Genomic DNA, 16,974 nt, shown 5'->3' with positions numbered 1-16,974 from the left:
GCTTACACAGGTGGGGCTTTTTAGTTACCGCCGATTAAACGAGCGGTTTAGGCTCATCCGAGGCTTGGGCCTCTTTCTGCTGACGCTCGGCTTCCAGACGACGGCGGCGCACTTCACGGGGATCGTTCGGTGCACGGCCATTGCTGGCAGCCGGCAGCGCAGGCGTCTCTTCTTTGGCCGGTTCTGCAACCGGCACTTGAGGAGGTTCGACAGCAACTGGCGCAGCGACGATTTCCGGCGCTGCAGTCTGAGCTGGCGCTTCTACGGCTGGCGCGATGACCGGTTCAGCGGCCACAGGCTGCTGAGCAACGGGTTCAACCACGGTCGGCGCGTCGATTACCGAGGCCTTGGCGTGCACTGGCTCGGCGGCTTGAGCAGGTTCAGAGATCTGAACGAGCTCAGACGCTTCGGCAGGCTCGGCCGTCTGAACAGGCTCAGCAGCCTGGACATGCTCGGCAGCCTGGACATGCTCGGCTTTAACAGGCTCAACAACGTGAACCGGCTCAGCCACGGCGACTTCAACCGCCTCATGCACCAGCGCAGGAGTCGGCATAAAGGCCGGGGCTTCCACTACCGCTGGCGCTTCAACAGCGACCGAAGTCTCGCCACTGGCTGGCGTGTCGGTCGATTCGGCTTCGGCGGCGGCTTTCACCTGGCGTTCGAACGGGCTCAGCGAGGCGTCGAATGTTGCCACTTCCACTTCCGGCATCACCGAACGCTTGGCTTCAGGGGCAGGGGACTCGACGGCGGGCGCTTCTGGCGCTGCTTCGGAGGCCTGAGCCACCGGTGCTGCTTCAGTCGCGCGGGCTTCAACGGACGTGTTCGCACGTTCAGCCTGACGGTGGGCATCGGCTTCGGCGGTGGCGCTGATGACGCGCTCCGCTACGGCAGCAACGCTTGCACCGGCAGCGACATCGCCACGGTCGGCGTTCGCGTGCACTTCGTCATGGGACTCATGACTGTGCTCAGTGCTTTCGCCGTCGTGGGCTTCAGAACCTTCCGAACCCTCAACGCCTTCGCTGCCTTCGATTTCATTGCCATTGGCATCACGCTGGCGCTCACGACGGTTGCTGCGACGACGCTGACCACGTGAACGACGACGAGGGCGATCGCCTTCGGCGTGCTCCTGGTTGTCATCCTGCTGCTCTTCGCTGGTCAGCAGGGTTTCGTCTTCAGCAGCCACTGCAGCCTGTTCGGCGCGTGGTTGACGCTCTTCACGCGGCGCACGCGGCTGACGCTCTTCACGCGGGGCGCGCTCAGGGCGTTCTTCGCGGGGCAGGTTGACAGCCGGTGCGGCGTCGATCGGCTCACGCAGTTCACGCACACGCTCTTCACGCGGCTTGCGGTCTTCACGCCCAGCACGCGGCTGACGCTCTTCGCGAGGCGCACGGGCCTGACGCTCTTCACGCGGTGCGGTAGTTTCTTCACGGGCTTCGCGCGGCTCGCGCGGTGCACGCTCTTCACGAGGCGCGCGTTCCTCACGTGGGGCACGTTCTTCACGGGGTGCGCGTTCTTCGCGATCGGCACGCGGCGCACGTTCTTCACGCGGCTTGCGTTCTTCGTCACGGCGACCATTACGGCTGCGGCTCTGCTGACGGCCATTACGGCGCTCATCGTTGCGCGCAGGACGCTCGGCAGCCGGTTTTTCTACCACGGCGGCAGGTGCGGCAGCGGCAGGCTCTTCCTTGGAAGCGAACAGGCTGACCAGCGACTTCACCAAGCCTTTGAACAAGCTTGGCTCGTGGGCAACCGGTGCAGGGGCAGCGGCAACCGGTGCAGCGGCTTCAACCGGAACCGGTGCGTTGGCACGGGCCGGAGCGGTCTTGACTGCCGCTTCCTGGCGAACCAGGGTGCGGGTAGCAGCGGCAGGCGGTGCAACTTCTTCCACTTCAGCAGCAGCGGCAGCGATTTCATAGCTGGTCTGCAGGCTGTGGGCTTCCGGACTGTCATCACGCAGACGCTGCACTTCGAAGTGCGGGGTTTCGAGATGGTCGTTCGGCAGAATGATGATGCGCGCGCGGGTGCGCAGTTCGATCTTGGTGATCGAGTTGCGTTTTTCGTTGAGCAGGAACGCAGCGACCGGGATCGGCACTTGAGCGCGCACTTCGGCCGTGCGGTCTTTCAGCGCTTCTTCTTCAATCAGGCGAAGGATTGCCAGGGACAGCGATTCAACGTCACGAATGATGCCGGTGCCGTTGCAACGCGGGCAGACAATGCCGCTGCTCTCACCCAGGGATGGACGCAGACGCTGACGGGACATTTCCAGCAGGCCGAAGCGCGAGATGCGACCCACCTGAACGCGGGCACGGTCGGCCTCGAGGCTTTCACGGACCTTTTCTTCCACAGCGCGCTGGTTCTTGGCCGGGGTCATGTCGATGAAGTCGATGACGATCAGGCCGCCGATGTCGCGCAGACGCAGTTGACGGGCGATTTCCTCAGCCGCTTCAAGGTTGGTCTGCAGGGCGGTCTCTTCGATGTCGCTGCCTTTGGTAGCGCGCGCCGAGTTGATGTCGATGGATACCAGTGCTTCGGTCGGATCGATGACGATGGAGCCACCGGAAGGCAGTTCGACGACGCGCTGGAAGGCGGTTTCGATCTGGCTTTCGATCTGGAAACGGTTGAACAGCGGAACGCTGTCTTCGTAGAGCTTGATCTTGCTGGCGTACTGCGGCATCACCTGACGGATGAACGTCAGCGCTTCTTCCTGGGCTTCGACGCTGTCGATCAGCACTTCGCCGATGTCCTGGCGCAGATAGTCGCGGATGGCGCGGATGATGACGTTGCTTTCCTGATAGATCAGGAACGGTGCGGAGCGGTCGAGGGAAGCCTCTTTGATCGCGGTCCACAGTTGCAGCAGGTAATCGAGGTCCCACTGCATTTCTTCGCTGCTGCGGCCAAGGCCGGCAGTGCGAACGATCAGACCCATGTCGGCAGGGGCGATCAGGCCGTTCAGCGCTTCACGCAGTTCGTTGCGCTCTTCGCCTTCGATACGACGGGAGATGCCGCCGGCACGCGGGTTGTTCGGCATCAGGACCAGATAGCGGCCTGCGAGGCTGATGAACGTGGTCAGGGCAGCGCCCTTGTTGCCGCGCTCTTCTTTCTCGACCTGAACGATGACTTCCTGGCCTTCGCTCAGGACGTCCTTGATGTTGACGCGGCCTTCGGGCGACTTCTTGAAGTATTCGCGGGAGATTTCTTTCAGCGGCAGAAAGCCGTGACGCTCGGAGCCGAAGTCGACAAACGCGGCTTCAAGGCTGGGTTCGATACGCGTGATCCGGCCTTTGTAGATGTTGGCCTTCTTCTGTTCGCGGGCCCCGGATTCGATGTCCAGGTCGTAGAGGCGCTGGCCGTCTACCAGCGCAACACGCAACTCTTCGGGTTGAGTTGCGTTAATCAGCATTCTTTTCATGTAGTACCGTCGGTTTCCGGGCTGCCGGAAACGGCGTTCGGCACACACGACTTCTCACGGTCGGTGTCAGGGCACGTCAGGAGTGCTTGAACACTCCAGTGTCTAACGAGGTTCGGCCAGCGGGGCCGAGTCGCGACGACGTTCCTGCTTGCTGTGGTGACAAATGACACCCTGTCAGCAAAAGCTTTGTCAGGAGGAGGAATCAACCATCGGTAGCGGACGATATGAAGCGTCTTGAATAAAGCCTTGTGCTACACAGTCCGACGGTTGTGCGTCTCCACCCCACACGTATCCCTGATAATTCGGGTGCTGCCGCGCGCTGAATCCGCAGCGGGTTGCATTTATCGCGATCTTCCATGGGAAGTCCGCGCGTCATGGCTCAAATAAGGCATGGTTTCCGAAGCATTCGCCCGGAGCGACTACCAGCGACTGCACTTTGTGAACTGGCCTTGAACGTGGGCCTCGATGGCGAGTGACTCACTCTGCGATCGGGCTTGTTTCAGGCCTCATGTCACCTGCGCTCGTTACGCTTGCATATCTTCCGTTGTCACCGAAAGCCCCGTAGGACGGCCTCGCGCCCTCGTGAATTGCGTTGGGCAGGGCCGGCTGTCATACCGTTTGTCCGCTGTCCAGGCCGCTTTTGGCGGCGTTCGCGACTATAGCAGCAATCATTAAGTGCTTCAAATCCATAAAAAATTGTTATGATTTGCGCCATGACAAATCTTACCCCCCCAACCCCCGGCGTCCGGCTGGTAGAGGTTGCGCCGGAATTTGCCGGTCAGCGCATCGATAACTTTCTGATCACGTACCTCAAGGGCGTTCCCAAGACCTTGATTTACCGCATTTTGCGCAAGGGCGAAGTGCGTGTGAACAAGGGCCGGATCAAGCCCGAGTACAAGCTTCAGGCGGGCGATGTCGTGCGCGTCCCACCCGTTCGAGTGCCTGAGCGCGACGAACCTGTGCCGGTTGCCCAGGGTTTGCTGCAGCGTCTTGAGGCCGCCATTGTCCATGAAGACAAAGGCCTGATCGTCCTCAACAAGCCCGCAGGCATCGCGGTTCACGGTGGCAGCGGCTTGAGCTTTGGCGTCATCGAAGCCTTTCGTCAGCTGCGTCCCGACGCCAAGGAGCTGGAACTGGTCCACCGTCTGGACCGCGACACCTCCGGGCTGCTGATGATCGCCAAGAAGCGCAGCATGTTGCGCCACCTGCACGAGCAGTTGCGCGGCGACGGCGTGGACAAGCGTTACATGGCGCTGGTCCGCGGAAACTGGCCGACCGCGCAGAAGCAGGTCCGGGCACCGTTGCTCAAGAGCAATCTTCGCTCCGGCGAGCGCATGGTCGAGGTCAATGAGGAGGGCAAGGAGGCGCTGACTCTGTTCAAGGTCCTGCGCCGCTTCGGCGACTTCGCCACCATGGTCGAAGCCCGGCCCATTACCGGCCGTACCCACCAGATTCGCGTCCACGCCTTACATGCCGGCCACTGCATCGCCGGTGACCCCAAGTACGGCGATGAAGATTTCAGCCGCGAAATTCGTGATCTCGGCGGCAAGCGTCTGTTCCTGCACGCCTATGCCCTGACCGTGCCACTGCCGGATGGTGGCGAGTTGAAACTCGAAGCGCCCGTCGACGAGATGTGGGCCAAGACCGTGGAGCGATTGCTGCTTGCGCCCTGATTACGAACTGCTGATCTTCGACTGGGACGGCACGCTGTCCGATTCCATCGGTCGTATCGTCGACGCGATGCAAGCCGCCGCACAGCTTGCCGGTCGTCCGGTGCGCGACGATGCCGCGATCAAGGGCATCATTGGTCTGGGTTTGCCGGAAGCTATTCGCACGTTGTACCCGGATATCACGGCCAATGATCTGATCGATTTCCGGCAGCACTACGCCGACCGTTACATGGCCATGGACGTTGAGCCCTCGAAACTGTTCGACGGGGTGCATGAGTCGCTGGAGGCGTTTCGTGCCGAGGGCTATCGTCTGGCGGTCGCCACCGGCAAGGCCCGGCGTGGTCTGGATCGGGTGTTGAAGGCGCACGGCTGGACCGACTTCTTCGACGCCACCCGCGCGGCGGATGAAACGGCCAGCAAGCCCGATCCGCTGATGCTCAATGAAATCCTGCAGCATTGCGGCGTCAGGCCTGAAAAGGCGCTGATGGTTGGCGACGCTTCGTTCGATCTGCTGATGGCGCGTAACGCCGGAATGGATTCGGTGGCTGTCGGGTACGGCGCGCAAGCGCTTGGCTCCCTGCTTCAATACCAGCCGCGTCTGGCGATCGAGCACTTTTCCGAATTGCGCACCTGGTTGGGTGCGCGGACTGCTGAAACTTCGTTGTTGGGGTAACTGATCTATGTCGGACGAATGGAAATCTCCGTCTTCGCCAGAGCGCGACGACGCAGGGGATGCAAAAAGCTGGAAACTGCTGGAAAAGACCCTGCTCGCCAGCGTGCAGGAGCAGCGTCGGTCGCGGCGCTGGGGAATCTTCTTCAAATCCCTGACCTTTCTTTATCTGTTCGGCGCACTGGCACTGTTCTCGCCGCTGATGGATTTCGGCAAGGGCGCTTCACGCAGCACGAGCCACACGGCGCTGATCGAAGTGAAGGGCATGATCGCCGATACCGAGGCGGCCAGCGCCGACAACATCGTTGGCAGTTTGCGGAAAGCGTTTGAAGATGAAAAAACCAAGGGCGTGATTCTGCGCATCAACAGCCCGGGCGGCAGTCCGGTGCAGTCCGGCTATATCTACGACGAGATCCGTCGTCTGCGCGCGCAGAAGCCGAACATCAAGGTGTATGCGGTGATCACTGATCTGGGCGCGTCCGGTGCGTACTACATCGCCAGCGCCGCCGACCAGATCTACGCGGACAAAGCCAGTCTGGTGGGTTCGATCGGTGTCACGGCAGCCGGCTTCGGTTTCGTCGGCACGATGGAAAAACTGGGTGTTGACCGTCGTACCTACACGTCGGGCGAGCACAAGGCGTTCCTTGATCCGTTCCAGCCGCCAAAGCCTGACGAGACTGCCTTCTGGCAGGGCGTTCTGGACACTACCCACAAGCAGTTCATCGCCAGTGTGAAGGCGGGTCGCGGTGATCGCCTGAAAGACAAGGACCATCCGGAACTGTTCTCGGGGCTGGTCTGGACAGGCGAGCAGGCGGTGGGCCTGGGTCTGGTCGATGGGCTTGGCAGTGCCAGCTATGTGGCGCGGGATATCATCGGCGAGAAAGAGATGGTCGATTACACGGTGCAAGAGTCGGCGTTCGATCGTTTCTCCAAAAAGATGGGCGCCAGCGTGGCCGAGCAGATCGCAATGTGGGCAGGCTTCAAAGGGCCGTCCCTGCGCTGATCGCTTCAGCCTTCGCGTGTGAAGAAAAGCCCGGCCATTGGTCGGGCTTTTCGCATCTGTTTATTTTGTCGAAATCAGGGCAGCTCGATGCCTTCGTTCATCAACATGTCCACCAGGCGTATTAAAGGAAGGCCGATCAGGCTGGTCGCATCCGCGCCCTCGGTGCTGCGGAAGAGGCTTACGCCCAGTCCTTCGGCCTTGAAGCTGCCGGCGCAGTCATAGGGTTGTTCGGCGTGGAGGTAGCGGCTGATACGCGCCTCGTCCAGCTGGCGCATGTGCACGGTGAAGGGCACGCAATCGACTTGGCACTGACCCGTGCGGCTGTTGAAGAGCGCGAGGCCGGTGAGGAAGCTGACGCTGTTGCCGCTGCTCTCCTTCAGCTGTTCCAGCGCGCGCTCGAACGTGTGCGGCTTGCCAAGGATCTGTTCGCCAAGCACGGCGACCTGGTCTGACCCGATGATCAGGTGGTCGGGGAATCGTTCGGCCAGTGCCATGGCTTTCTCACGCGCCAGGCGGGTCACAAGGTCGATGGCAGGCTCGTTCGGCCGGCGGCTTTCATCGATGTCAGGCGACGCACAGACGAATGGCAAGCGCAGGCGATCGAGCAATTCACGGCGGTAGGGCGAGCTGGAAGCAAGGAGTAGAGGCAGCATGGGTGGCTCCGAAACATGAAAGTCGAGTGTAATCAGCAGGTCAGGTTGCGAACAGGCCTGAATTTCCTTTGACAGTCGCCAGGGTCGTCCCTAGAATGCTGCGCCTATGTTGAATGACCCGATTCCACCTCACGTTGACCCGCGCAAATTAGCTGATCGTGGCACTACTCTTCAGGGAGAGATGCTGCTGGCTGATTTGGAGAGACTCTGCGACCCGCTTGCTGACAATCTCGGTACGGTGCAGGCGAAATTCGTTTTTGAGCGAGACGAGCAGCGCGCTGTGGTTATCCACAGTGCAATTGACGTCGAAGTCAAAATGGTTTGCCAGCGTTGTCTTGAGCTGGTCACCTTTCCGATCCACAGCGAATGCAGTTATGCCGTGGTGAAGGAGGGTGCAAACACCCAGTCGATGCCGAAAGGCTATGACGTGCTGGAACTCGGCGAAGATCCCATGGATCTGCTGGCTTTGATCGAGGATGAGCTTCTGCTCGCCTTGCCCATTGTTCCAACTCATGATCCGAAAGAATGCCAGCCGCCGGCGGACCTCAACGAGTCCGAACCGAGCGAGGACGAGGTAACGCGGTCCAACCCGTTCAGTGTATTGGCGCAGTTAAAGCGTGACCCAAACGTTTAGGAGTTAATCAATTATGGCTGTTCAGCAGAACAAAAAATCCCGCTCTGCCCGTGACATGCGTCGTTCCCACGACGCTCTCGAGGCTAGCACTCTGTCTGTAGAAAAAACCACCGGTGAAGTTCACCTGCGTCACCACGTATCGCCAGAAGGCGTATACCGTGGCCGTAAAGTGATCGACAAGGGCGCTGACGAGTAATTTCTTGTCTGCTCCGGTCATCGCGATCGATGCAATGGGCGGGGACTTCGGTCCCCGCCACATTGTTCAGGCCAGCATTGCCTGCCTGCTTGCCACACCCTCGTTGCACCTGACCCTCGTCGGTCAATCCCCCCTTCTTGAAGAACTCATCGCACGCCACTCCGGTGTCGATCGCTCACGCCTGCACGTTGTGCATGCCAGCGAGATCATCACCATGGATGAGCGTCCGTCCCAGGCCTTGCGCGGCAAGCCTGATTCGTCGATGCGCGTTACGCTGGGGCTTCTCGCCGATGGCAAGGCCCACGCCTGTGTCAGTGCAGGCAATACCGGTGCCTTGATGGCGCTGTCCCGCTTCGTGCTGAAAACCTTGCCCGGTATCGACCGGCCGGCCATGGTGGCCGCGATTCCGACACAGCGCGGTTATTGCCAGTTGCTGGATCTGGGTGCGAACGTGGATTGTACCGCCGAACATCTTTATCAGTTCGCCGTGATGGGTTCGGTGGCCGCCGAGGCGCTGGGCGTGGTGCGACCCAGAGTCGCACTGCTGAACGTCGGCACCGAAGACATCAAGGGCAATCAGCAAGTCAAGTTGGCCGCGAGTCTTTTGCAGGCCGCACCGGGGCTGAATTACATCGGCTTTGTCGAAGGGGATGGCCTGTATCGGGGTGAGGCGGATGTCGTGGTCTGCGATGGCTTTGTCGGCAACGTGCTGCTGAAGTCCAGCGAAGGCCTGGCGTTGATGATTGGCGAGCGGATCGAGCGGTTGTTTCGCCGCAACGTGTTGTCGCGACTGGTGGGTTTGATGGCAAGGCCTGTGCTCGGCAGGCTCAAGGCCGATCTGGCCCCGGCGCGGCATAACGGTGCCAGCTTTCTCGGTCTGCAGGGCATCGTGGTGAAGAGTCACGGCTCGGCCGATGCTCAGGGTTTCCAGAGCGCGATACAGCGGGCGCTGATCGAGATTCAGGAAAACCTCCCGCAGCGCTTGCGCGGTCGTCTTGAGGATCTGCTTTAGGGCTTCGCTGCGAGTCTTGGGCTAGAATGTGACGCCTGTGACCGCATGGTCATCCAACTGTCCATCGCAACACATTGAATTACCTCGCGTTCGGCCCGCCGGACGCTCATTTTGACGAGAATAATCAGGGGCTTGTTAATGTCTGCTTCCGTCGCATTTGTCTTTCCGGGCCAGGGCTCGCAGTCCCTCGGCATGCTGGCCGAGCTGGGCGCGCAGCATCCGCTGGTGCTGGAGACGTTCAAAGAAGCTTCCGCTGCGCTGGGCTATGACCTCTGGGCGCTGACCCAGCAGGGCCCGGAAGAGAGCCTCAACCAGACCGATAAAACCCAGCCTGCCATCCTCACTGCATCGATTGCCTTGTGGCGCCTGTGGCTGGCGGAAGGCGGCGTGCGCCCGGCGTATGTCGCCGGCCACAGTCTGGGTGAGTACAGCGCGCTGGTCGCGGCCGGCAGCCTGAGCCTTGCGGACGCGGTCAAGCTGGTCGAGCGTCGCGGTCAATTAATGCAGGAAGCTGTGCCGGCGGGGCAGGGCGGCATGGCGGCCATTCTGGGTCTCGACGATGCGGTGGTTATAGCCGCCTGTGCCGAAGCGGCTCAGGGCGACGTGGTCAGCGCGGTGAATTTCAATTCGCCCGGGCAGGTTGTGATTGCCGGTGCCAAGGCCGCTGTGGAGCGCGCCATCGAAGTCTGCAAGGCCAAAGGCGCCAAGCGCGCCTTGCCGTTGCCGGTGAGTGTGCCTTCCCACTGCGAACTGATGCGTCCGGCAGCCGAACGCTTCGCCGAGTCCATCGCCGCCATCGACTGGCAGGTGCCGCAGATCCCGCTGGTTCAGAACGTCACCGCAAGTATCGTGTCCGATCTCGAAACGCTGAAAACCGATTTGCTGCAGCAGCTGTACAAGCCGGTGCGCTGGGTCGAATCGATTCAGACCCTGGCGGCTCAGGGCGCCCTGCAACTGGTCGAGTGCGGCCCGGGCAAGGTGCTCGCCGGCTTGAACAAGCGCTGCGCTGATGGCGTGACCACTCACAACCTCAATACCCCAGACGCCTTCGCCGCCGCTCGCGCGGCGCTGGCCTGATTAGGAGACGCCTGCATGAGTCAGGGTAAAGTTGCACTTGTCACCGGCGCGAGCCGTGGCATTGGCCGGGCGATCGCCCTTGAACTGGGTCGTAACGGCGCCACCGTCGTGGGTACGGCGACGTCCGAGTCCGGCGCCGAGAAGATCACCGCTTATTTCAAGGAAAACGGCATCGAAGGCTTCGGCCTGGCGCTGGACGTGGGCAGCGACGAATCCGTTGCCGCCGCGCTGGCCCAGATCACCGAACGCGTTGGTGCGCCGTTGATCCTGGTCAACAACGCCGGTATCACCCGTGACAACCTGATGATGCGCATGAAGGATGACGAGTGGCATGACGTCATCAACACCAACCTGAGCAGTCTGTTTCGCCTGTCCAAGGGCGTTCTGCGCGGGATGACCAAGGCGCGTTGGGGCCGGATCATCAGCATTGGTTCGGTGGTGGGTGCCATGGGCAACGCAGGTCAAGTAAACTACGCAGCCGCCAAGGCGGGTCTGGAAGGCTTCAGTCGTGCCCTGGCACGTGAAGTCGGGTCGCGCGCAGTGACGGTCAACTCGGTGACGCCGGGTTTCATCGACACCGACATGACCCGCGAGCTGCCAGAAGCGCAACGTGATTCCCTGACGGCACAGATTCCTCTGGGCCGACTGGGGCAGGCAGAAGAGATCGCGCATGTTGTCGCTTTTCTTGCCTCAGAAGGTGCAGGCTACGTTACCGGGGCTACAATCCCCGTTAACGGCGGCATGTACATGTGACCGGTCGTATCGAAAAAATGTCATACGGGCTGTCTAAAATCCGTTATAAAGCTGAAATCTTTTAAGGGGTAGAGGGCTGTTGGGCGTAGCGGGAATTGCGTTTAGCTTGAAATGCGCAAAACCTCTTCTATACACTTACCCATCGGCCAGCTGCCTGAATTTGTCCACTAGGAGTTAAAACACGGTATGAGCACCATCGAAGAGCGCGTCAAGAAAATCGTTGCCGAACAACTTGGCGTCAAGGAAGAGGAAGTCGTGAACACTGCTTCCTTCGTTGAAGACCTGGGTGCCGACTCCCTTGATACCGTAGAGCTGGTAATGGCTCTGGAAGAGGAATTCGAGACCGAAATCCCTGACGAAGAAGCCGAGAAGATCACCACCGTACAAGCCGCTATCGATTACGTTACTGCCCACCAGGCGTAAGATTTTGTAATCGTAGTTTGCTGTCCTGGAGAAACCGCACTGCCCCTGGCGTGCGGTTTTTTCTTTGAATAGGGCAGCGTTTCATCAATAGAAGAAAGGAGAGTCCTGTGTCGCGTAGACGCGTCGTGGTCACCGGTATGGGTATGCTGACGCCTTTGGGCACGGATGTGCCGAGCACCTGGCAAGGCATTCTGGCTGGCCAGAGTGGCATTGGGCCTATCGAACACACGGACCTGTCCAAATACACCACCCGTTTTGGCGGATCGGTGAAGGGATTCAACGTCGAGGAATACCTGTCGGCCAAAGAGGCCCGCAGACTCGATCTGTTCATCCAGTACGGGCTGGCTGCCAGCTTTCAGGCCGTGCGCAACTCCGGTATCGAGATCGACGACACCAATCGCGAACGCGTCGGCGTGGCGATGGGATCGGGCATCGGGGGCCTGACCAATATCGAGAACACCAGCCGGCTGATGCATGAACAGGGGCCAGGCAAGATCTCCCCGTTCTTCGTGCCGGGGTCGATCATCAACATGATTTCCGGGTTCCTGTCGATCCACCTCGGCGCACAGGGCCCCAACTACGCCATTGCCACTGCGTGCACCACGAGCACCCACTGCATCGGCATGGCCGCGCGCAACATCGCCTACGACGAAGCCGACGTGATGATTGCCGGCGGCGCTGAAATGGCGGCCTGCGGCCTGGGCATGGGTGGCTTCGGTGCCTCCCGCGCGCTGTCTACCCGCAACGATGAGCCGGCGCGCGCCAGCCGTCCGTGGGACAAAGGCCGCGACGGCTTCGTGCTGTCCAACGGTGCCGGCGCCATGGTCCTCGAAGAGCTCGAGCATGCCAAAGCCCGGGGCGCGACGATTTATGCCGAGCTGATCGGCTTCGGCATGAGCGGCGATGCGTTTCACATGACCTCGCCGCCGGATGACGGCGCCGGTGCCGCGCGCTGTATCACCAATGCCCTGCGTGACGCGAAGATTCGTCCAGAGGACGTGCAATACATCAACGCCCACGGCACCTCGACGCCTGCGGGCGATCTGGCCGAAGTCAGCGCCATCAAGAAGGTGTTCGGCGAACACGCCTACAAGCTGGCCGTCAGTTCGACCAAGTCGATGACGGGCCACCTGTTGGGCGCCGCCGGTGCAATCGAAGCGATTTTCAGTGTGCTGGCGATCAAGGATCAGGTCGCGCCACCGACGATCAACCTCGACGAGCCCGATGAAGGCTGCGACCTGGACTTCGTTCCCCACGAGCCGCGCAAGATGCCGATCGACGTGGTGATCTCCAACTCCTTCGGTTTTGGTGGCACCAACGGTTCGCTGGTCTTCCGCCGGTACGCCGAATGATCGTGAGCTGGATCGATGGCCTTGCTGCTGACTCCCTTGCCGTCAAGGATCGGGGGTTGGCATACGGCGATGGTCTCTTCGAGACCGTCCTCGTCAAGGCCGGACAGCCATTGCTCTTCCCGCGTCATCTGCAACGCCTGGCACTGGGGGCACAGCGCCTGGCGCTGAACCTGGATCTGGCGTTGGTCGAAGAGGAATGCTGCCGCTTCGCTGCCCAGTTGGGTGACGGTGTGATGAAGCTCATCGTTACCCGTGGCGATGGCGTGCGGGGCTATGCACCCGCTTCGGACGCGCAGCCGCGACGCATCCTCCAGGCAAGTGCGCTGCCGGCGTATCCCGAGGCCCATGCAGCGCAGGGTGTCAAACTGTTCGCTTGTCAGACCCGCCTCGCCGAGCAGCCGCTGCTGGCCGGGCTCAAGCACCTCAATCGCCTTGAGCAAGTGCTGGCCCGTGGCGAGTGGCAAAGTGCCGAGTACGCGGAAGGGCTGATGCGGGACGTGTCGGGGCGTATCGTTGAAGCGGTCTACAGCAATCTGTTTATGGTCAAGGGCGGGGTGTTGCTGACGCCGGACCTGCGCCGCTGTGGCGTGGCCGGCGTGATGCGGGCCGAGATCCTGGCGCTGGCGGAGCGCGAGAACATGCCGGCCCGTGAGCTTGACCTGCAGATGTCCGACCTGCAAAAGGCCGATGAGGTGTTTGTCTGCAACAGCGTGTACGGCATCTGGCCGGTGCGCGGCGTCGAGCATCTCAACTGGCCGGTTGGGCCGCTGACCCGTAAACTCCAACACCTTGTTCGCGGGCTTCTGGATATCTGATTCGTGATCCGAAAATTACTCGTCTTGCTGGAAACAGGTGTGGTTCTGGCGGGGCTCTTGCTGGGTGTGGCTTATTGGCAGCAGAACAGCGCGCTGCAGCAGCCCCTCAATCTGACCCAGGAAAAACTGCTGGATGTGCCGTCGGGCTCTTCGCCGACCGGCGTGCTGAATCGGCTGCAAGCCGACGGCGTCATCAAGGACGCGTTCTGGCTGCGTTTGTACTGGCGCTTCAATCTGCAGGGCCAGTCGCTGCACAGTGGCGAATACCGCATGGCACCGGGCATGAACGCCGATTCGCTGCTCGATCTCTGGCAAAAAGGTGAAGTGGTGCAGTACAGCGTCACCCTGGTGGAGGGCTGGACCTTCCGTCAGGTGCGCGCGGCACTGGCCAAACAGGTCAAGCTGGAGCAAACGGCGAGCGATCTCAGCGACACCGAGCTGATGGCGAAGCTGGGGCATCCGGACGTCTTCCCCGAAGGCCGGTTTTTCCCGGACACCTATCGCTACGTGCGCGGCATGACCGACGTCGAGCTGCTCAAACAAGCCTACAACCGCCTGGATGAAGTGCTTCAGGAGGAATGGGAGAAGCGCGCTGCCGATGTGCCTTACACCGATCCTTACCAGGCGCTGATCATGGCGTCGCTGGTGGAAAAGGAAACCGGCGTGCCTCAGGAACGCGGCCAGATCGCCGGCGTATTCGTGCGTCGCTTGCAGCAAGGCATGTTGCTGCAGACCGATCCGACCGTCATTTACGGGCTCGGCGACCGGTACAACGGCAAGATCACCCGCGCGTTGCTGAAAGAACCTACGCCCTACAACACCTATGTCATCTCCGGCTTGCCGCCGACACCGATCTCCATGGTCGGGTGTGAAGCGATCCATGCGGCGATGCACCCGGTGGCCGGCAACAGCCTGTACTTCGTGGCGAGAGGGGACGGCAGTCACGTATTCTCTGCCGATCTGGATGCGCACAATGCGGCGGTAAAGGAGTTTCAGCTCAAGCGTCGCGCGGACTATCGCTCCAGCCCGGCGCCTGTCGCTGCACCGGCGCTGCCGGCGAATACCGTCGAGCAGCCGCCTTCAGAGCCGCAACCCATAGAGCCGCCATCGACAGAATCAAAGGCGACCGAGCCGGAGGGGTCTGAGCCGGACGCCAGCGAGCAGTCGCCGAAACCGCAGACAGACGCTGCAGCTCCGTCGACTCCAGCCAATGACCCCGGCAAATGACAACCGCGAGCACACTCGCCATGAATCTGACCAAGGACTGCCCGTGACCGGTTTGTTTATTACCCTTGAAGGCCCCGAAGGCGCGGGCAAAAGCACCAACCGCGACTACCTGGCCGAACGGCTGCGCAGTGAGGGCATTGATGTCGTCCTGACCCGCGAGCCCGGCGGGACGCCGCTCGCCGAGCGTATCCGCGAGCTGCTGTTGACGCCGGGTGACGAGCAGATGTTCGTGGATACCGAACTGCTGCTGATGTTCGCCGCCCGCGCGCAGCACCTCGCCGCGCTGATTCGCCCGGCGTTGGCGCGGGGCGCCGTTGTGCTTTGCGACCGATTCACCGATGCCACGTACGCGTATCAGGGAGGCGGCCGAGGCCTGCCCATCGAACGCATCGCCGTGCTGGAAGATTTCGTCCAGGGCGCGCTGCGTCCGGATCTGACCCTGGTGTTCGATCTGCCCATCGAGATCGGCCTGGCCCGGGCTTCCGCGCGCGGTCAGCTGGACCGTTTCGAGCAAGAGGGCCGAGCGTTCTTCGACGCCGTGCGCAGTACGTATCTGTCCCGCGCGGCCGCGGCGCCTGAGCGTTATCGCCTGGTAGACGCGGCGCTCCCGCTGACTGAAGTCCAGGCATCCCTCGATGTGCTGGTGCCTGAGTTGACCGCGCTGCTGGCGGCTCGCCGGCATGGCTGAGGCTTATCCCTGGCAACACGGCCTGTGGCAGCAATTGGCCGGCCGCAAGCAACATGCGCACGCCTATTTGCTGCACGGTCCGGCCGGTATCGGCAAGCGGGCGCTGGCCGAGCGTTTGATGTACCTGCTGCTGTGCCAACGCCCGGCAGGCCTTGAAGCGTGCGGGCAATGCAAATCCTGCTCGCTGCTGGCGGCCGGCAGTCACCCCGACCATTACGTGTTGGAGCCTGAAGAGGCCGACAAGGCGATCAAGGTCGATCAAGTGCGCGATCTGGTCAGCTTCGTGGTACAGACCGCGCAGATGGGCGGGCGTAAGGTGGTGCTCATCGAGCCGGTCGAGGCGATGAACATCAACGCCGCCAATGCCCTGCTGAAAAGTCTGGAAGAGCCGTCGGGCAACACCGTTCTGTTGCTGGTCAGCCATCAGCCGAGTCGGCTGCTGCCTACGGTGAAGAGCCGATGCGTGCAACAGGCGTGTCCGCTGCCCAGTGATGCCATGAGCATCGCCTGGCTGGCCGATGCGCTGCCCGATTGCACCGAGCAGGAACGCGTTGAGTTGCTGACCCTCGCGGCCGGTTCGCCCCTGGTGGCGGTCAAACTGCACGCCCAGGGTGTTCATGAGCAACGGGCGCTGGTGGTGGACGGCGTTAAAAAGCTGCTCAAGGGCCAGCAATCGCCGACCCAGCTGGCCGAAGGCTGGAAGGACATTCCGCTGTTGTTGCTGTTCGACTGGTTCTGCGATTGGTCGAGCCTGATCCTGCGCTATCAGCTGACCCAGGACGAAGAAGGCCTGGGCCTGACTGACATGCGCAAGGTCGTGCAGTATCTGGCGCAGAAATCGTCCCAGCGCAATGTGCTGGCGATTCAGGACTGGGTGCTGCTGCAGCGCCAGAAGGTCATGTCAAAAGCGAACCTCAACCGGGTTTTGTTGCTCGAAGCGTTATTGGTGCAGTGGGCAGGCCTGACCGGACAGGGTTAGACTGGCCATCTGCATGACATCATGCATTGCCTGAGGAAACGAGATGAGCGTGCCACTGAGTCCAGGTCCACGTAACGGCATTCTGTCCCTGACCATTAAGGACAAGTCCGTCCTGTACGCCGCGTACATGCCGTTCATCAAAAACGGCGGCCTGTTCATTCCCACCAGCAAAAGCTACAAACTGGGCGATGAAGTCTTCATGTTGCTCAACCTGATGGATGAGCCGGAGAAGATTCCGGTCGCGGGCAAGGTCACCTGGATTACCCCGAAGGGCGCTCAGGGGAACCGCGCCGCTGGCGTTGGGGTGCAGTTCAACGATGGCGACAACACCGCGCGCAACATGATTGAAAACTACCTGGCCGGAGCGCTTAAGTCCGACCGTCCTACCCACACGATGTAAGTTGCCCCCGCCG

17 protein-coding genes are annotated in these 16,974 nt (G+C 61.3%); 15 read left to right on the top strand and 2 right to left on the bottom strand.

Going from position 1 to position 16,974, the window contains the following annotated elements:
- Window positions 1–34: 34 nt before the first annotated feature.
- Window positions 35–3,400, bottom strand: coding sequence for a ribonuclease E (gene rne, locus ABEH28_RS16265; RefSeq protein WP_346630550.1), 3,366 nt, complete (start codon window positions 3,398–3,400; stop codon window positions 35–37).
- A gap of 722 nt (window positions 3,401–4,122) precedes the next feature.
- On the opposite strand from rne, the gene rluC reads away from it, so the two are divergent.
- The 3 genes from rluC to sppA are packed head-to-tail and all read left to right on the top strand — an operon-like array spanning window position 4,123 to window position 6,752.
- Window positions 4,123–5,082 (top strand): 23S rRNA pseudouridine(955/2504/2580) synthase RluC, encoded by a 960-nt coding sequence (gene rluC, locus ABEH28_RS16260; protein WP_192172737.1) that lies wholly within the window; start codon window positions 4,123–4,125, stop codon window positions 5,080–5,082.
- Window positions 5,072–5,752 carry an HAD-IA family hydrolase gene (locus tag ABEH28_RS16255; protein WP_192172736.1) on the top strand — a complete coding sequence of 227 codons (681 nt, stop codon included), beginning with the start codon at window positions 5,072–5,074 and terminating at the stop codon, window positions 5,750–5,752. Before rluC ends, ABEH28_RS16255 begins: the two co-directional genes overlap by 11 nt.
- A gap of 7 nt (window positions 5,753–5,759) precedes the next feature.
- Entirely contained in the window at window positions 5,760–6,752 is a 993-nt protein-coding gene (sppA, locus tag ABEH28_RS16250) for a signal peptide peptidase SppA (RefSeq protein WP_192172735.1), read from the top strand.
- A gap of 74 nt (window positions 6,753–6,826) precedes the next feature.
- Here sppA and ABEH28_RS16245 read toward each other — a convergent pair whose 3' ends face one another.
- Complete coding sequence (locus ABEH28_RS16245; RefSeq protein ID WP_192172734.1) at window positions 6,827–7,405, bottom strand: nucleoside triphosphate pyrophosphatase; 579 nt, start codon at window positions 7,403–7,405, stop codon at window positions 6,827–6,829.
- 106 nt (window positions 7,406–7,511) lie between these two features.
- Between ABEH28_RS16245 and ABEH28_RS16240 the strand changes: the two genes are divergently transcribed.
- From ABEH28_RS16240 to ABEH28_RS16185, 12 genes are all read left to right on the top strand, one after another.
- Window positions 7,512–8,039, top strand: coding sequence for a YceD family protein (locus ABEH28_RS16240; RefSeq protein ID WP_192172733.1), 528 nt, complete (start codon window positions 7,512–7,514; stop codon window positions 8,037–8,039).
- A gap of 13 nt (window positions 8,040–8,052) precedes the next feature.
- A complete protein-coding gene (rpmF, locus tag ABEH28_RS16235) occupies window positions 8,053–8,235 on the top strand; it encodes a 50S ribosomal protein L32 (RefSeq protein WP_003179396.1) in 183 nt (60 codons plus the stop codon).
- A 4-nt stretch (window positions 8,236–8,239) separates the two neighbouring features.
- Entirely contained in the window at window positions 8,240–9,247 is a 1,008-nt protein-coding gene (plsX, locus tag ABEH28_RS16230) for a phosphate acyltransferase PlsX (RefSeq protein ID WP_346630549.1), read from the top strand.
- 138 nt (window positions 9,248–9,385) lie between these two features.
- A complete protein-coding gene (gene fabD, locus ABEH28_RS16225) occupies window positions 9,386–10,324 on the top strand; it encodes an ACP S-malonyltransferase (protein WP_346630548.1) in 939 nt (312 codons plus the stop codon).
- A gap of 15 nt (window positions 10,325–10,339) precedes the next feature.
- Window positions 10,340–11,077 (top strand): 3-oxoacyl-ACP reductase FabG, encoded by a 738-nt coding sequence (gene fabG, locus ABEH28_RS16220; protein ID WP_037011760.1) that lies wholly within the window; start codon window positions 10,340–10,342, stop codon window positions 11,075–11,077.
- A 186-nt stretch (window positions 11,078–11,263) separates the two neighbouring features.
- Window positions 11,264–11,500, top strand: coding sequence for an acyl carrier protein (gene acpP / locus ABEH28_RS16215; protein ID WP_007987170.1), 237 nt, complete (start codon window positions 11,264–11,266; stop codon window positions 11,498–11,500).
- Between the two features lie 107 nt (window positions 11,501–11,607).
- Entirely contained in the window at window positions 11,608–12,852 is a 1,245-nt protein-coding gene (gene fabF / locus ABEH28_RS16210) for a beta-ketoacyl-ACP synthase II (protein WP_192172729.1), read from the top strand.
- Window positions 12,852–13,667, top strand: coding sequence for an aminodeoxychorismate lyase (gene pabC / locus ABEH28_RS16205; protein WP_346630703.1), 816 nt, complete (start codon window positions 12,852–12,854; stop codon window positions 13,665–13,667). Before fabF ends, pabC begins: the two co-directional genes overlap by 1 nt.
- A 3-nt stretch (window positions 13,668–13,670) precedes the next feature.
- Window positions 13,671–14,894, top strand: coding sequence for an endolytic transglycosylase MltG (gene mltG / locus ABEH28_RS16200; RefSeq protein WP_346630547.1), 1,224 nt, complete (start codon window positions 13,671–13,673; stop codon window positions 14,892–14,894).
- Window positions 14,895–14,937: 43 nt separating this feature from the next.
- Entirely contained in the window at window positions 14,938–15,582 is a 645-nt protein-coding gene (gene tmk / locus ABEH28_RS16195) for a dTMP kinase (RefSeq protein ID WP_192172727.1), read from the top strand.
- Complete coding sequence (locus ABEH28_RS16190) at window positions 15,575–16,561, top strand: DNA polymerase III subunit delta' (RefSeq protein ID WP_346630546.1); 987 nt, start codon at window positions 15,575–15,577, stop codon at window positions 16,559–16,561. The genes tmk and ABEH28_RS16190 overlap by 8 nt, the downstream gene beginning before the upstream one ends.
- Window positions 16,562–16,604: 43 nt before the next feature.
- Window positions 16,605–16,961, top strand: a complete 357-nt coding sequence (locus ABEH28_RS16185; protein WP_037011754.1) for a PilZ domain-containing protein — start codon at window positions 16,605–16,607, stop codon at window positions 16,959–16,961.
- The last annotated feature ends 13 nt before the right edge of the window (window positions 16,962–16,974 follow it).

The sequence above is a fragment of the Pseudomonas sp. Ps21-P2 genome (assembly GCF_039672565.1).
GTDB lineage: Bacteria > Pseudomonadota > Gammaproteobacteria > Pseudomonadales > Pseudomonadaceae > Aquipseudomonas.
The sequence above is the reverse complement of the archived record's forward strand: the minus strand, read 5'-3'. Positions and strand labels throughout refer to the sequence as shown.

Bases quoted from the DNA above. Each gene is read 5' to 3' on its own strand.
- rne (WP_346630550.1), bottom strand. From the start codon at position 3,400: ATGCTGATTAACGCAACTCAACCCGAAGAGTTGCGTGTTGCGCTGGTA.
- rluC (WP_192172737.1), top strand. From the start codon at position 4,123: ATGACAAATCTTACCCCCCCAACCCCCGGCGTCCGGCTGGTAGAGGTT.
- sppA (WP_192172735.1), top strand. From the start codon at position 5,760: ATGTCGGACGAATGGAAATCTCCGTCTTCGCCAGAGCGCGACGACGCA.
- ABEH28_RS16245 (WP_192172734.1), bottom strand. From the start codon at position 7,405: ATGCTGCCTCTACTCCTTGCTTCCAGCTCGCCCTACCGCCGTGAATTG.
- ABEH28_RS16240 (WP_192172733.1), top strand. From the start codon at position 7,512: ATGTTGAATGACCCGATTCCACCTCACGTTGACCCGCGCAAATTAGCT.
- rpmF (WP_003179396.1), top strand. From the start codon at position 8,053: ATGGCTGTTCAGCAGAACAAAAAATCCCGCTCTGCCCGTGACATGCGT.
- fabD (WP_346630548.1), top strand. From the start codon at position 9,386: ATGTCTGCTTCCGTCGCATTTGTCTTTCCGGGCCAGGGCTCGCAGTCC.
- fabG (WP_037011760.1), top strand. From the start codon at position 10,340: ATGAGTCAGGGTAAAGTTGCACTTGTCACCGGCGCGAGCCGTGGCATT.
- acpP (WP_007987170.1), top strand. From the start codon at position 11,264: ATGAGCACCATCGAAGAGCGCGTCAAGAAAATCGTTGCCGAACAACTT.
- ABEH28_RS16190 (WP_346630546.1), top strand. From the start codon at position 15,575: ATGGCTGAGGCTTATCCCTGGCAACACGGCCTGTGGCAGCAATTGGCC.
- ABEH28_RS16185 (WP_037011754.1), top strand. From the start codon at position 16,605: ATGAGCGTGCCACTGAGTCCAGGTCCACGTAACGGCATTCTGTCCCTG.